This window comes from Paramesorhizobium deserti (assembly GCF_001558695.1).
Taxonomy (GTDB): domain Bacteria; phylum Pseudomonadota; class Alphaproteobacteria; order Rhizobiales; family Rhizobiaceae; genus Paramesorhizobium; species Paramesorhizobium deserti.
In genome coordinates this window covers 1-16,398 of sequence record NZ_LNTU01000010.1, presented here as the reverse complement: position 1 = coordinate 16,398, position 16,398 = coordinate 1, and the positions used below count along the sequence as shown (strand labels likewise).

Sequence of the window (16,398 nt, the reverse complement as noted above, 5' to 3'; positions counted from 1 at the left end):
TACTCAGAGGTGGCTCACTTCTCGGTGGAAAAACCGGCTCAGTTCTGCGCGGAAACCAACACGTAAGGTCCTTTTGAAGCTCAATTTCGGCGTCATGAAACGAGCGAAAATTCGCGAGTTTGATTTTTCTTAAATACATCGAATCCCCCAGTACGAGGACTATACTCGATCAAAAACCGTTGCTCGACGTCAGCCGCTCGCAATCCACGAACGAATTTTCATTGACAACGCATTGCCTTCAGGTTGCGCTTGCTGATGATAGCGGCTTTGGCGGGGTCTCAACTAGTTCATCGATCACGCCGGCAACAATGTTGACGCTTGGCGCACGATGATCGGGAGCGTACGCTACTGCTATTCTGGCGATAGCTGCGGGTAAACGGGAGGGGGACCAGCGTGAAGATTGGCGCTCGCGATGATTTCGAAAACGACTATATGGGCAAATTCCGTGCTCTCGCAGCGCCACACGGATTATTTGTCGAGTATGAACGCGACCGCGCCGGCAGAGACATCGGCCTGCAACTGACGCGGACGAACCAAGCTGGCGACGGCAAAATCGTCACCCCTGCCTTGATCTGGTTCCAGATGAAAGGAATCATGGCAGCTACACTGGCTTTCGCCGACTACCAGAAGTCGGAAGAGGTCGTCCTTGACCTTGAGGTCGCCCATTTGAGGTTTTGGTTCCTAAATATCCAGCCGACCTATCTTGCCGTCTATGTGGAAAGCGCCGACCAGTTCCTCGCAGTCGATCTGCAGAAATGGGTGCAGCGAAACTATGGAGAGGAGATTCTTCGTCTTGATCAGAAAACGGTGCGCGTGAAAGTCGACAAGAGGAATGTTCTCGACGGCCATTTTTTCCGAATTGTGTTGGACCGCAACCTGATCCCCGTTCTCAGGAGCACATTGCGACAGGAGGACGATACGGGCATCGCCCGATTCCTTCGCGACTCCTCCGTGGTGCAATGGCTGCACAACTGCCGAGAGGGAGGACGGGATGCCCGTCTGATGGTGATCAAATGGATGTCGAAGATGCGGACCGAGGTGTATTTCCAGAGCAAGACTCCTGAGGGAGAATGGGAATCATTCCGCACCCACTGGCAATTCTCTATGGGCGATTTATCTTCGACTTTCCCCTACTTGGCCTTCACGCCGGCCCTCGAGGCAATGCCCGTCCGGTGGTCAGAAACGGACGAATACTTCGACGGAACCCCTTTCGAAGTGTGGCACGAGAGTTTCTCCGTCACCGACACCTCCACCGGCGACGAGCTCGATGACGAAGAGTTCGATGGAGAGTGCCTGCTTGATCTTGGCAGCGAAAGGTATTCCTACGGTGACATGGGCGGAGGCGAGATGATCGAACATCGGCTCGCCATCGATTTGAACGAGATCGGAGAGCGATGGGCCGCGACCTTGCAGGTGCTCGTGGGAGCGGAGGTGATGTCAGTGGCAGCCGAACCGCATATGATCAGCGTCGCGCCATGGCACGCGCGCGATGTGTAGACGATAGAGCCGTGCGGCGATAATTCGACTAGCGCGGACGGTAGACCCGAAACCCTCTCAGTAGCTCTCGTCTCCGCATCAATGTCGGGTGAGATCGATAGGCTGACCCCCGAGGGTTCCGGTGAATGTATCGGGTGGCTTCAACCATTGTTCGTATGCAGCGGCTCCGGCTTGAACAAGGCCGAAGAACATCAACGCAATTGTCAGCCAGAAGATTCCGCGTTGAATTTTGTAGTTGTCACCGTGGCGACGCTCCTCCTGGACGAACGCGCTTACCGTATTCAGCGCTCTGGGCGCCAGCTTGTAGCCGTGGTGCTCGGTCCCCTGCAGGTCGCCCGACTCTTTCAGTGCGTCCAACATGAACGTGTAGTAGTTCATTAGCTCGTCCTTGTCTGGACGATGCACCCAACGCACCGAATAGAAGTGGGTCAGCAGGGTTGTCGGGTGGGTCTGAAAATTCCGGTCCTTCATGGTCTCAGTCAGAACATGTTCCAGAACGTCCATGCGAGCCTGTCGCGCCAGCTCCTTCTTGTTGAACCTCGACTGTAGAAAGCGGTCGAACGTTACGCGAATCCAGGGCCACCGCGACCAGCGATACCGCAGGAACCTCCAGACCCCTATGCTGTAGAAGGTCCATGTTCGGTAATAGTGCTGGATGTAGACCGTGAAATCGGACAATTGCGAAGTCGCGAGGACTTTCTCTTCGGTGAAGTTCTTTCCGTCGTGGGACCACTTCCCCTGAACTTCAGCCCCTTCCAGCTTCTCCACCAGAAACCGTGCTTCGCCGGCTTCATCGAGAAGATAGACCACATAGCAATCATTGTCCTTGGCGCGATCTCCCGACGTCGGGATCATTGAGGGAGCATTTTTCCTCAACGCGACAGAGATCACGCGCTGCATCGCGTAACGCCGAACCCAAGACCTTATTGCCATGCCACTCCTCGGATCGATGCCTTGCCGCCGGCTGCTATCGCCAGCGCCTGTGGCGACGAGCGCAGATCAGTTGTTGTCGCGACGAAAATCCAGTTTGAGCTTGTCCTGGTACACGCCAATGCGTTTTTTGGCGCGGTCGATTACGTCGCTGAAATGCAGTATCTCGAAATAGGTCTCGCCAAGAGACAGCCGCGTTACAGGATCCTTCAACTCGCTTGATTGAAACCAGCCCTTGCCCGTCGGGAACGGCGTCCAGTTCCCGCTAAGACGCAGCGTGTCGACGCTGTCGCCGATAAGATAGCCGTAGAATTTCCTGAGCTTTCCGCCGGACTTGGCAGCAAGCAGCTGTGCATATTCAGAGAGATCGCCGATATGCTCGTCGGTGGAAACACCAGGCGCCTTGAACTCGACGATGATCGCCGAGCCTTCCTTGCTGAACACCGCGATGTCGGGACGTTTGCCACCGTTATCGGTCGTGCGTTTCGCAAGAACTTTTCGAAGTGCCTCGTCAATGTCACTTTCGAATACATTGGTGTCATCGTTCCATTTGATGTTCGCGAGCGGCAGATCAGACGCGATATAGTCATAATACTGGTACTCTTCGCTCAGCAGCCAGATGTCGTGATCCGTCGTCTCGGTGCTGTCCTTGCGCATCGGGAAAAAGATGCTGTGGATGATCTGCTCATCTTTACGTCGGACGCCGTCGGCGGCGGCCTGCATGGCAAGCCGCTGGCCGCAGGCGAGATCGAGGATGTCGACGATTGCGGCACGGCGCACGATGAGCTGTGACAGGTTCGCCATGTCGAAGTTCTTGAGCGATGACGTATATTTCCAGGAAAGCTCATGGATTTTCTGGCGGAACTCGTCGGAGTCCGGCTCGGCTGCCATGATTTCCTCCTTGAGGCTGAAGATCGCGGCGGTCTCGTCGATGACGGCCTTCTGGTATTTGCTCAACACGCGTTCGGCGACCGACTGGGCGGATTCGCCGTACACGATCCTGGTCTTTGTATCCTGCAGCATCGCTTCACTGATGCCGAACTGGTTGGTGGCCTCCTTGAGCACCTCCTCCTTCTTCCAGTCGGCAGGAGTGACCATCTCGTCGATGGCAGGGTCAAGCGCCTCGTGAATGTCTGCGTAGGACAATTTTTCCGACGAGAACATATCGCCCGTCGGAATCTCGTCGGGTATATTGTCAAAGTCGTCGCGCTGCTCGTTGACGCGGGCGTCCAGATAGTCGGCCTCGATCAGCACGATATGATGGAAGCCGCCCACCGGGTTGTTTTGCTCCGTGCGCGTCCGCAGATAGTGCGCCGTGATGTCCTTCACGGGTGTGGACTTGGCGCAGAAGGCGATGGCGTTGCGCGGGAGATCATATTGTTCGGCGTCGAGCTGGTAGTGGGAGAGGTTGAATGTTTGCCATGTGCCGAGACGCTCTCCGGATGCAGGATCACGCTCCTCGACATCAACAGCCCGCTCGGCCGTGACTGCCGGCAGATCGGCGAGCCGTAGCACTTCGACTTTCGCCTGGTCGTCCTTCCAGTGCCGAGTGGTGAACCGGATCTCGAATTTGCCGAGCTGTTCACCGAGTCCGACGAGCCGCTGCAGGAAAGCGACGAGCATCTGTTTTTTCAGCGCCGGCGCCGAGAAGAGGGTGCTGAGGGCCTCACCGTGGGATATGCGCGGGCGAACCGCCTCTTTGAATTGCTCTAGCCGGATGACAGTCCCGATGTCGGCCCTGGAGCCGGGCGCAGCGTTGAAATCATCAGCCTCGATTTGCTTCTGCGGTTCGGAATACTGCAACTCGCGCTTCAGGACAGTGTCGCCGTCCCGGTAGGTACTGGTGATCCTCATCGCTGCGAAATGATGGAAGAATTGAATGCGCCCCGCACCCTTGCACTTTCCGATGCCGGAGATGGAGAGGTCGTCCTTGTAGGACGTATCCTTGGTAAGAAAGGCTTTGAGTTGGTCGTCGCCAAGGCCGCATCCATTGTCGCCGCATGACACGTTCATCAGTTCGCGATCGTCGAGCAGGTCTGCACGCAAGAAATCGACTTCGATCGTGATCTTCATATCCGGGGTGGATCGGTCAGTCGATCGCCGGATGAGATATGCGTCGATCGCATTGGCGATAAGTTCTTCGAAAACCACGTATTGGTTTAAGCTCAGCTTGGTATTCTTGATGCTTCCCCTGATGTCGAGCGTCATCTTTTTCGTGATCCAAACCGAAAGCCAAACTCACCTGCTTCTGTCCGTCCGTTGGTTTTAAGTCAAGGGAAGGCAGCAAGAAGCGCTCAATGCAATTCTAGGGCGAACATACAATCGATGATGTCACCTGCGCCAGCCGGGTTGGGAATAAATCTTACACCAAGCCGGACAGATCCTTCTGCGGGGCATGTCCACATTCGATCTCAATACACCTTGGATGTGAAGGCTCTCGAATTTCAGTGATATTTGGAACAGCATAGTGAGCCATTGGTTCAAACTGGTTCAACTGCAAAATGATTGTGAAATAGCCGGGCATCCGGTTCGTCTTCTTTCACGGGGATACTGTTTGCCGCTTCTTTATTCGTTTGCTCCACGAGCGCGGACCAAAAGCGTTAGTGCACAGAACCCAAGTGCCGCAGTGGCAGGCAAAACCATTCAAAAAGTTATTCTGGTCCTAATATTAGTCTTCTTAAAGTTGAGAAACGTCGCTAATCTCCCGCTAGGGGGATATGACGATGCAGTTTTCAGAAATGAGTGGCACGGAGAACCAAGAGGTCAGTAAGCCCGACAATCCTGCCATTGTTGCCGATATTGCCGCATGCTTCACCTATGCGTCCTACCAGAACGCAATCCCGGTCATCCGATCGATCTCGGTCGAGAACAATACGGACAGACACTTCGAGAACTGCCGCATAGAGCTGACGGCGTCGCCAGCTTTCCTGCGGCCGAAGTCATGGATCGTTGATCGCCTGGTGCCGGGGGATCGGCTTGTGCTCGCAGATCGAAAAGTGGAATTCGATCCAGGGTATCTCTCGGGGCTGAACGAAGCAGAGCGCGGCGAGATCACACTTCGCATCGCATCCGGCGGACAAACTCTGGACGAGCGGCGCCTTCCCGTCAGACTGCTTGCACGCGACGAATGGGGAGGGGTGGCCGACATGGTGCAGCTGCTCCCGGCCTTCGTCATGCCCAACGATCCTGGTGTGGCCACCGTTTTGCGAATGGCTGCGGAAAGGCTCAATGCTCATGGCCATTCAGGTGGACTGGATGGGTACCAGTCAAACAATCCCCAGCGCGCCTATATGCTGGCTGCGGCAGTCTACTCAGCGATTGCAGGGATCGGGTTGCACTATGCCGAGCCGCCTGCAAGCTTCGAGGATCGCGGCCAGAAGATCCGGCGTCCGAGCACGGTCGCTGAGGAGCGGCTCGCCACCTGCCTCGATACCACGCTTCTTTTCGCCGCCGGGTTGGAAGCCGCTGGGTTGAACCCCGTGATCTTGATGTTCGAGGGGCATGCTGCCGTTGGTGTGTGGCTTGCGAAGAGAACCTTCGCACATGCCGTGGAGCCGGACCAGATGGAGGTTCGCAAGGCCCTGGCATCGCGCGAGTTGATCGTCTTTGAAACGACTGGCGTGACACATCGGCCTGCCATGACGTTTGAAAGCGCGCTTCGGGCCCTGGACAGCCGGCTTGGAGTGGAAGAGGCGCATGCTTTTGTGGCCGCTATTGATGTCAGGCGATCGCGTAGCGGCGGTATCATGCCGCTCGCATCGCATGAGCCTTTCCGCCGTAATGTTCAGGAGGATGACTCGGCCCCTGTGGCCGACTTGCCGCTTCCCTCTGCCCCCAGTTTCACAGAGATGCCGGCTGAAACCGTTGAGGTGAAACCAACCAACGCTGCCGGTCGCATCGACAGATGGCAGAAAAAACTGCTCGATCTCACACTTCGCAATCGACTCCTCAATTTCCCGGATTCCAAGAAAACGATCCCCTTTCTTTGCACCGACGTGGCCTATCTCGAAGATCGGCTGGCGAACGGCGCAGCAATACGCATCATATCGTTGCCTGAGCAGAACCCGCTCGGCGAACGGGATGCAGCACTTTATCGGGATGTCCATGGCCGGGATCTCCAGCGTGGCTTCGCGGCGGAAGCATTGCTTCGGGACGAGTTGCCCTCGCCACTCGACGTGCGCCAGCTCGAAGCTCGGTTGATCGATCTCTATCGGCAGGTTCGCAACGATTTTGCCGAAGGTGGCGCCAACACTCTTTTCCTGGCGGTCGGATTCCTCAGGTGGAAGAAGAAGCCGGAAGACGAGCGCAGCTATCGTGCGCCGCTTCTACTTGTCCCAGTCAAACTTGAGCGCCGCAGCGCCAGTTCACGCTTCACCATCCGCTTCCATGAAGATGAACCGCGGTTCAATGCGACACTTCTTCAGTTTTTGGAACGGGATTTTGACCTGTCCCTCCCTCAATTCAGCGGCGACCTGCCGCTCGACGACAATGGGATAGACGTGCCGCGCGTATTCTCATTGATGCGCCAGGCCATCCGCGATGTTCCGGGGATGGAGGTTGTGGACGAAACGGCCCTGTCGACCTTCTCCTTCGCCAAATTTCTTATGTGGAAGGATCTCGTCGAACGCACGGACGCCTTGCGCGAGAACAGGGTCGTTCGGCACTTGATCGACACGCCTGAGCAGGCATTTCATCAAGGAAGCGGAGAAACGACGTTCCGCGATGAGCGCGAGCTCGATCAGGCTTATGCGCCAGCGGACATCATCTGTCTTCTTCCATCAGACTCGTCGCAAACGGCGGCAAGCTTGGCCGCAGCCGAAGGGCGGGATTTTGTCATCGTTGGCCCGCCCGGCACGGGCAAGAGCCAGACGATCGCCAACATGATCGCCAACTGTCTTGCCGTTGGAAAGACGGTGCTGTTCGTAGCTGAAAAGACGGCCGCGCTCGACGTGGTTTATCGCCGCTTGCGCGCACATGGTCTTGGAAATCATTGCGTCGAACTGCACTCGAACAAGGCGGATCGCCGCCATTTCCTTGGTCAACTGAAAGCGGCCTGGGAACACGGCGGACGGAATGATGCATCCGAATGGATCGCGATCAATGAGCGCCTTCGGTTGCGTCGCGACGAGCTGAATGCCTATGTCGGGGCACTGCACCAACGCTACTCAAACGGATGGACTCCGTATCTCGCGTTGGGCATCGCTCTCAAGGCTGCGGAGGCGCCGGCACCAAGCTTGTCGTGGTTGGAACGTGACGCACATGACTCACAGACGTTACGCGAGCTCGAAGATCTTGCCAGCGAACTCGGTCTCGTCTTCGGTTCGGTCGAACGTCAGCCGGCACTCGACCTCATCAATGTCAACGAATGGAGCTCCGGTTGGCAGGATGGCGCGATGGCGGCAGCACAGTCGCTGCTGAATGCGATCGAACTGCTGGTTGACTCGGCGAATGGACTTGTCGCCCGTCTTGGCCTCAAACCGCAGGAGCGGCTGTCGCGAATTGAGCTGCAGGCACTGTTAAGCTTGGCAAGGGTGCTGCAGAAATCGCGGGGCCATGACGTATCCATCGTCTTTGATCGGGACTTTCCCCGATGCGCAGAAGCGCTGGAAAGTCTCGCCAGCTCCATCAATGCCTATCGAGAAGCAGAGCGCGGGGCTGCTGCTACCTACAGTGCTGCCGTCGTCCGCGAGCTTGAGGCTGACGTCCTGGATCGCCAGTGGCGCGAGGCCAGTGCTTCATTCTGGCCGAATGCGATGCTCGGCAAGCGTAAAGTTCAGAAGCTCCTCCAGAGCTATGCCGAGCAGGGCTCCGTGGATCCGGAACGGGATCTTCCATTTTTGCGGCGCATGAAGGATTGCCTTTCAGCGATCGATCAGAATCTCTTGAACGGCAAGCCTCTGCCGGTCGGTGGTCTGACGACAGATGTTGGAGCCGTTGCGGCAGTGCTGGAAATTGCGCGGGAGCTTCGTGCGACAATCCCGCTACCGGGCCGCGATCAGGAAGAGACGCGCACGACGCTCCGCATTCTTGCGCCGTGTCTTCGCGCGTTCGTCCAAGACGATGTGGTCCGACATGCAGGCGACAGGTTGCTGGCGGCGGTCGACGGCATGAAGGAGGCGCAAAGGCGCTTCAGCACGATCGCCGGCCGCGACAGGCTTTTTGAAAAGGATGTCGTCGACCTCGCGACGCTGAGGGACAAACTCGATGCTCTTATCGGCGCAAGGCATCTGCTTCGTGATTGGTCAGCCTGGTGCCGGATCAGAAATCAGGCGATGCAGGCGAATCTGTCATCGCTGGTCGAACAGCTCGAAACAGGCGCGATCCGACCTGATGAAACACGGGCTGCGTTTCGCCTGGGCTATGCCAGGTGGTGGCTTCCAAAGGTCCTCGATGCCGACCCAGTTTTGCGAAACTTTAGGCGTTTTCAGCACGAGAACGCGATCAGTGAATTCCGCGACATCGACGATCTCGTGCGCTCACATGCGACCTCGCGCGTCATCAGTGCGATCGCCCACGGCTTGCCGCCAGTGCAGAACGTTCCCCGTAATTCAGAGCTCGGGCTGCTGCGCTATCAGATGGAATTGCAGCGACCGAGCCAGTCCATACGGGATATGATCAGCAAGATGCCGCAGAGCTTTTCCAAGCTCGCCCCCTGCATGCTTATGTCACCCTTGTCGATAGCTCAGTATCTGCCACCGAACCAGGCGTTGTTCGATGTAGTGATTTTCGATGAGGCGTCGCAGATTACGACCTGGGACGCTGTGGGCGCCATCGCGCGCGCGCGCCAGACGATCATCGTCGGCGATCCAAAGCAGCTGCCGCCGACGAACTTCTTCGGGCGCAACGAGGAAGAGGAGGACGTCGCTGATCACGAGAAGGACCTGGAAAGCATTCTCGACGAGGCCAAGGCGGCAGGCATCCCTACTCGCGATTTGAGATGGCACTATCGCAGCCGAAGCGAGTCCCTGATCGCCTTCTCCAATCATCATTACTATCAGAACCGGTTGGTGACCTTTCCGTCGCCGGTCGTTGAAGACCGTGCCGTTCATCTGCGGAAAGTACCAGCGGGTGTTTATGATCGCGGCAAGAGCCGAACCAATCGACCAGAAGCGGATGCGGTCGTAAGAGAAGCCATTTCTCGAATGAAGACATGGCTGAAGTTGCCCGAAACCGATCGCCCGACGTTGGGAGTGATCACCTTCAACGCGCAGCAGCAATCGCTGATTCTCGATCTTCTTGATGCCGCGCGCCGCGATGAGCCGGAACTCGAGTGGTTTTTTGCCGAGGAGCGGGTCGAGCCTACCATTGTCAAGAACCTGGAGAACGTTCAGGGCGATGAACGTGACGTTATCCTTTTCTCGATCACCTTCTGGAAGGATGCCGCAGGCAAGCTCACGATGGACTTCGGCGCGCTGAACCGTGATGGAGGCGAACGTCGCCTGAACGTCGCCGTCACGCGCGCCCGGCAGGAACTTGTCGTATTCTCGGGATTCACGGCCGACCAGATCGACCCCACACGCACCAAGGCACTGGCCGTGCATCACCTGAAGACCTTCCTCGACTATGCCGAGCGCGGACCGGTCGCCCTGCCGGCTGCCGATATCGGCTCTGTCGGCGGTTTCGAGTCTCCTTTTGAAGAGGCCGTGGCAGCGCAGCTGGAACGGCGTGGCTGGCGTATTGTGCCGCAGGTGGGCATCTCCGGATTCCGGATCGATTTCGGTATCCGTCACCCGGACCTGGCAGGCACTTTCCTGGCAGGCATCGAATGCGACGGGGCGACGTATCACCGATCCGCCACCGCCAGAGACCGCGACAAGGTCCGTGAACAGGTGTTGAGAGGTCTCGGCTGGGACATCCTCCGCGTCTGGTCGACCGATTGGTGGTTCGATGCCACAGGCTGCGCGGAGCGGCTTCATGGCAGCCTGGAGGCCCTATTGGAGGAGAGCCGGGCACGTCGTACTGCAGAAAGAGCAATCGTTGCGACTCGTTGGGATATGGGACATGAGGTTGAAGGGACCGAAGAGGATCGTATCGATGACGTTACAACGACAGTCGAGCCGATCGTGTTGCAACCGGTCGCCTTCGAGTCTGAGCGCGTTTCTCTGGGGGCGGGGCCACTATCCCGTGAGCTTCAAACTCCGGAAATGTCACCCGCTCCCACCTTGGCCGGCGACAAAACTTCGAACGAGCGGGAATACAAGGTTACCGATCTTTCCAGTTTCCGCGCCGAGCCAGATCAGTTTTTTGAATTTGGCTATCGCGATACCTTGCGCAGGATGATCGAGACAGTCATCGAAACCGAAAGCCCGTTGCGCGCAGACATTCTTGCCCAGCGTATATCTCGTGCGCATGGCTGGTTGCGTACCGGTCCAAAGATCCGGGAGAGAATAGATCTCCACCTCCGCCGTTACGAAACCACAAAGGAGTCGAGCGGCGAATTCATCTGGAAGGCGGGTAGCGTTTCCAAGATCATGCCCTATCGGCAGCCGGCCAGCGAAGAAGCGCGCAGGTCGATCGCCGACATACCGCTTGCGGAACTCGCCTCTGTCGTCTCCGACAATCCAGATCTGCTGGATCAGCCAGATCCGGCGCGTGATCTGGCTCGGTTGCTTGGTGTCGAACGCCTTGCAGCTGTTTCGCGCGCGCGGCTGGACGAAGCGATCGATCTGGCGCGGTCGCATGCGTCAACCACTCAAACACCCGAGTAGTCATGTTTCGGTTTATCCATTCCAGCGATCTTCATCTCGGAAAGCGTTTTGGCAATTTCGAGGGTGACCTGCCCAGCCGCTTGCGCGAAGCAAGACACCACGTAATTACCCAGCTGGCTGCACACGCCCGGGAGCAAAGCGCCACAACGGTTCTTCTCGCAGGAGACACTTTCGATACCGAGACGCCTGCACCGCATGTGCGACGCCAGGCTTTTGCCGAGATGGCGCATGATCCCGAGATCAGATGGGTGATCTTGCCAGGTAATCATGATTCCTTGCAGTCCTCTCAGCTGTGGACAACGTTGAAGGCAGAAGCGCCTGAAAACGTCGTGCTCGCGGTCGAGCCCCGGCCGATCGAACTGGCGAGCGGTGTTGTCCTGTTACCCGCACCTTGCACCACCCGTCGCCCCGGTCGAGACCTGACGGAATGGATGGATGGTCAAGCCTCACCCGATGGGACGTTACGGATTGGACTGGCTCATGGAGCCATTCGCAGTTTTTCAGAAGAGGGTGCCGCCTCCGAGGTCATTCCACCAGACCGGGCAAGACGCGCGGGACTTGACTATCTTGCGCTCGGCGATTGGCACGGCACGGTGAGTGTGGACCCGCGAACCCAGTATTGCGGGACGCCTGAGCCGGACCGCTTCAAGCATGATGCGCCAGGCACGGCTCTTCTCGTTACGATGGCTGGCTCATCGAGCATCCCAGATATACAGGCTTTGCCCACAGCGACGTTCGTCTGGCGTAGCCTCGATCTTCATCTGCTCGAAGGCGACGCTCCAGAGCCTGCTCTCAGTTCCTTGCTGCCGGCTTCGCGGGAACGCAGGAACTCGCTGATCCGGGTGGTGGCATCGGGGCACACTCGCCTCGCAGCGCGCGCTGATCTTGTCGCCGCCGTTGAAAGGGCCGCTCCGGATTTCGCTTTTCTGGAGCTGGATCAGGATGGATTGGCCACAGAATGCGAGCTGGAAGACCTGGATCAGATCGATCGCGGCGGCGCCCTGCGTGAAGCTGCCAATGCGCTGCTTGCCGAGTCCACAGATGAACGTCGACCCTTGTCTGAGCGCGAGATCGCGCGGGCGGCCTTGATGCGCCTCTACTCCTATACGCAGGCGGTCACATCATGAAGATCTCAGCCCTTCGCCTTTTCAACGTCAAACGGTTTGCCAGCCGCGGCGTTGCCATCGAAGGCATTGGAGATGGCGTAAACGTACTTTGCGCCGCCAACGAGTTCGGCAAGTCGACGAGCTTTGAAGCTCTGCATGCACTCTTCTTCCAACCTCATTCAGGCACCCCGGGCGATGTTCAGAGACTGCGCCCCTATAGTGGTGGGAACCCGTTGGTCGAGGCTGATATCACGACGGACGGGGGCAGCTTCCGAATTACCAAGCAGTATTATGGTGGGCGGTCGGCCCGTGTGCTGGATCTTGGATCCGGCCGTCTCGTCGCCCAGGCAGATGAGGCAGAGAACTTCATCAGCAGCTTGATCAGGGGAGGGACCTCCGGACCTGCAGGCCTCCTCTGGGTGCGCCAAGGTATCACCGGCATCGAAAAGCGAAGCCGGATCGAGGAGGAGGGGGAAAAGCAGGTCCGCCAGAGCCTGCTTGAGTCCGTTCAGGGCGAGGTGGAGGCCGTCACCGGCGGACGCCGGATGGCCGACATCATGGCGGCCGCGAAAGAAGCCTTGTCGGACATGGTCACGGCCACCGGCAGACCGAAGGCTGGCGGTCGCTACGCAGCTGCGATCGAGCAACGGGACAGGCTCGCCGCGGATGAGGCGCGGCTGGCAGCCGAGGTAACCCGATTGCGCCAAGCGCTGGACCAACGCGCGAACGCAGCGGCGAGACTTGTCGAACTCGACAGTCCTGCGGAAAGAGAAGCGCGAAGGGCGGCGATTCAGACAGCCCAGAGCAGATTCGATGCCGCCAAGGCGCAGAACGAGAAACTGAAGACGGCAGAAGCAGAACTGAAGCTTGTTTCCGAGAGGCGAAACGCGGCAGAGCGGGAGCTCAAGGCGTTCACCGAAGCTCTGGGAAAGGCGGCCCTTCTGCAAAGCAGTCTATCTTCTGCAGAGATCAATAGGGCTGAGGCGATAAAGCGGCGCCGGGAGGCGTCCGACGCGATCGAAAAGGCTCGTGAGAACGTGGATCTCGCGGAGGCTGAGGAGCAGGAACTCCGCGAGCGGCTAATCCGCTTCGACGCGGCAACAAAGGCACACGAGGCGCACAAGCGCCTGGCTGACGTGAAGCAGCGATTGGCCGAGGCGGAGAAGCTACGTCAGAGCATTGAAGAGGGTGAGGCTCAACTCGCACTTCTGCAAATACCGACAAAGTCCATCGAAGAACTGCAAGCATGCGAAGTCGAAATCGCCAAGCTGCGTGCCATCGATGAGGCCGCTCGCCCGTCAGTCTCAATCCACTACGAAGCCGATACAGCCGAAACGGTGACCCTCGACGGCAAGCCCTTGGCAGATGGCGAAGACCGGACCTACGACGGACATGCTCGGCTTGAAGTCGCAGGAATTGGGACAATCATCTTGCGTTCGAACCGCCCCAGTCGGAGCGACAATCAACTGGTGCAGGCAGAAGCGGCAAGAACCGCCCTTCTTGCGTCAATGGGCGTCAATAGCCTCTCTGCAGCGCGAGACAGGCAGGCAAGGGCACAGCAGGCCGATTCTGACCTGCGGGGATCGAGAGACCGGCTGTCCTTCGTTGCTCCAGAGGGACTGGCGAAACTCAGAGAGGAAGTCGAAGCAGGTAACACGACCAGCCTTGAGGGCATCGACCTGGATGAGGATCCGGCGCTGCTTCGCACCGCGCTGGCACAAGCCGAAGAACGCCGCAAGCAGGCGCGCCTTGCCCTGCGCGAAGTAGAGCCAGACCAGTCTCGTGCCGATGACGCCTTCGTCGCCGCGGAGACGAGATTGGCGTCTCTGATTTCCGATCAGGCGCAGTTGGCTGCGATTCTCGGGCCTGAAGAAGCGCGTTCAGAGCGCGCGCACACCTTGTCGGGCACGCTAACTGATCTGGATAAATCGCTTTCTGAGGCGGAGGCACGTGTCCTCGAATTGGGTACAGATGCCGGTGATCTCGCGTCGATCGAGGCGACGTTGACGCGAGCGCGCTCGATCGAAGCAGCAGTCGACAAGGAGATCAATGCGCTGCGGGAGACCATGGCCGGACTGAACGCAGAGATCCGGGCGCAATCCGAAGAGGCCGTGGAAGAGAAGTGGCGGGAGACTTCGGAGGCACTCACTGCTGCGAACGCGCGGATGGCTGCACATGAGAAGGAGGTGGCTGTCCTGCAGCGTGTGACCACCGCCTTGGAAAATGCCAGGTCTGAGGCTCGAGAACTCTACCTCAAACCTGTCATGGCCGAGCTCGGACCGCTGCTGAGACTTCTTTTCGACGATGTTTCGATCACCTTCGATGACAAGACGCTTCTACCCCAGACTATTCTGCGCAACGGTCAGGAAGAGGATGTCGACCGGCTGAGCGGCGGAATGCGGGAACAGTTGTCCGTCCTGACGCGGCTGGCGTTTGCACGGCTTCTCGCGCGTGACGGCCGGCCGGCCCCTGTTATCCTGGATGATGCTCTGGTCTATTCGGACGACGACCGCATCGAAAAGATGTTCGACGCACTCCACAGGCAGTCTCGAGACCAGCAGATCATCGTGTTCTCCTGTCGCCAGCGGGCGTTTCAGAAGCTCGGAGGAAATGTGCTGCAGATGAAGGATTGGCAGCCGTGATTGCAAAAAATGATTAAGCAACCGAAGCGGCCTATTCCTCCCGGCCCAAGCACTTTTGGGTATCCACTCTGCGACCGCATTGCGCCGTTACTCCAGTCGTCGATGTCATGAATGTGAATTCCTGGGAGCTGACATAGATACCAGGAGACACGTTCCGTTTACCGCTATGCTGGAACATGTCACCAGTGGCGACGTTTATTTGACGAGCCCGTCAATTCGCGCTATGGATTTGGTGTTGTCAAATTCGATCGTAGGCTAGACCGGAAGGAGGTAAGCTGTGAGTGCATTGAAAGCAACCGCTACGACTACCCCGCGGAAAACCTTCGACGTGCGCCCGTCGCAGGTTCCTGTGAACTACGACGCCCTGATTTCTCAGGCTATTGAACGTTTCCCCACGGTGCATGCAATCCTTGCAAAGTGAACCGCTGTGGCTACCGACTGAAGTCGTCGTAAAGATCAACCTCATCCATACAGCAGCGCTTGGTGAAAATCACGCGCTGCTTTTTCCTGAGAAGTTGGAGGGCGCCATGATGCGCCCTCGCAACCTCTGGGACTATGAAGAGCCAGACGCCGTCAGCTTGGCGGTATCCTACATGCATGGCATAGCCTCAGCCCACGCATTCGAGCAAGGAAACAAGCGGACTGGCTTTGACGCCGGCTTTGCATTCCTCGGCGCGAACGGACTCACGATCCACCCGGAGGCAGACACCGAACTGATGGCCGTCTCCTTCATCGAATTGATCGAGCGAACCATAACGACCGCCGATTTCGAGGCCCATCTCTCTGAATATATCGTCCCTGTAGACATATAGCCCAGATCGCATCACTGAGTATCCATTGGGCCTTGACTTCAGCCAGAAGTAGTGTGGACTGCCAAATAGTATTGCTGTGTCATAAGCCCCCGTTGAGTGCACCCCGTCTGAAGGTACGCGCAGGCTTATTTTCTCAAACCAAAAAGGAAGAGCATTCATGGCACTTAAACCAGGACCAAAGCCGATAGCGAAATCCACGGGGAAACCGGATCAGCGGCGCCGTGATAACAAAACCACACCAGGGAATACACCGTCCCTCAAACCTAGCAAATCCAGCAAGCCCAACAAATAAGGCACATAACAGAGGGCTCTCGCTGATTTGCACTTCTAGCCCGGTATCGATCGAACCTGCGCGAAATGCCGCGCGGAATGAGTCCCTGTCGGATGTGAGCTTTCTCGAATTCCCCGCCGATACCGGTCAGTCTGCACACGGCCCCTTGCTGGACGTTCAAGCTAAATTAAATTCTTGATCTGCCTAGGTTATCCTCCGGCACGCATCCGAAATAATAGCATGCCGATGGTTCGACTCCTTTCAACTGCCCCAGTCTCAGGCAAGAAACGGCCCCGAAGAAGTCGCTTCGAATATGTTGCCGGTTGCCAAATACGAGCTGGCTATCGCCCCTTCCTCAGCGCAACATTTCACGCTTACTGCATCAGCGAAGGCAGACCCGTTGCCAGGATCGGGAAGGCGCAGACGAGGATT

The 16,398-nt window shown here is 57.7% G+C and carries 7 protein-coding genes; 5 read left to right on the top strand and 2 right to left on the bottom strand.

Translation table 11 applies throughout. The annotated features are described in order from the left end of the window. Window positions 1–393 precede the first annotated feature (393 nt). Window positions 394–1,497 (top strand): DUF4365 domain-containing protein, encoded by a 1,104-nt coding sequence (locus ATN84_RS09040; protein WP_068881347.1) that lies wholly within the window; start codon window positions 394–396, stop codon window positions 1,495–1,497. A gap of 78 nt (window positions 1,498–1,575) precedes the next feature. Here the strand turns inward: ATN84_RS09040 and ATN84_RS09035 are convergent, their stop codons facing one another. Beyond that, window positions 1,576–2,397, bottom strand: a complete 822-nt coding sequence (locus ATN84_RS09035; protein WP_153020175.1) for a hypothetical protein — start codon at window positions 2,395–2,397, stop codon at window positions 1,576–1,578. Between the two features lie 99 nt (window positions 2,398–2,496). Next, entirely contained in the window at window positions 2,497–4,635 is a 2,139-nt protein-coding gene (locus ATN84_RS09030) for a hypothetical protein (RefSeq protein WP_068881345.1), read from the bottom strand. Between the two features lie 515 nt (window positions 4,636–5,150). Here ATN84_RS09030 and ATN84_RS09025 point away from each other — a divergent pair. The 4 genes from ATN84_RS09025 (at window position 5,151) to ATN84_RS09010 (ending at window position 15,695) form a co-directional block, all read left to right on the top strand. Continuing rightward, window positions 5,151–11,135, top strand: a complete 5,985-nt coding sequence (locus tag ATN84_RS09025; protein WP_068881348.1) for a DUF3320 domain-containing protein — start codon at window positions 5,151–5,153, stop codon at window positions 11,133–11,135. 2 nt (window positions 11,136–11,137) lie between these two features. Beyond that, window positions 11,138–12,262, top strand: a complete 1,125-nt coding sequence (locus ATN84_RS09020; protein ID WP_068881344.1) for a metallophosphoesterase family protein — start codon at window positions 11,138–11,140, stop codon at window positions 12,260–12,262. Beyond that, on the top strand, window positions 12,259–14,883 hold the full coding sequence (locus tag ATN84_RS09015; protein ID WP_068881343.1) for an AAA family ATPase: 2,625 nt from the start codon (window positions 12,259–12,261) through the stop codon (window positions 14,881–14,883). The genes ATN84_RS09020 and ATN84_RS09015 overlap by 4 nt, the downstream gene beginning before the upstream one ends. 410 nt (window positions 14,884–15,293) lie before the next feature. Then, window positions 15,294–15,695, top strand: coding sequence for a type II toxin-antitoxin system death-on-curing family toxin (locus ATN84_RS09010; protein ID WP_161939565.1), 402 nt, complete (start codon window positions 15,294–15,296; stop codon window positions 15,693–15,695). The last annotated feature ends 703 nt before the right edge of the window (window positions 15,696–16,398 follow it).

Excerpts from the sequence above, each read along its gene's own strand:
- ATN84_RS09025 (WP_068881348.1), top strand. The coding sequence starts at position 5,151 with ATGCAGTTTTCAGAAATGAGTGGCACGGAGAACCAAGAGGTCAGTAAG.
- ATN84_RS09020 (WP_068881344.1), top strand. The coding sequence starts at position 11,138 with ATGTTTCGGTTTATCCATTCCAGCGATCTTCATCTCGGAAAGCGTTTT.
- ATN84_RS09030 (WP_068881345.1), bottom strand. The coding sequence starts at position 4,635 with ATGACGCTCGACATCAGGGGAAGCATCAAGAATACCAAGCTGAGCTTA.
- ATN84_RS09035 (WP_153020175.1), bottom strand. The coding sequence starts at position 2,397 with ATGCAGCGCGTGATCTCTGTCGCGTTGAGGAAAAATGCTCCCTCAATG.
- ATN84_RS09015 (WP_068881343.1), top strand. The coding sequence starts at position 12,259 with ATGAAGATCTCAGCCCTTCGCCTTTTCAACGTCAAACGGTTTGCCAGC.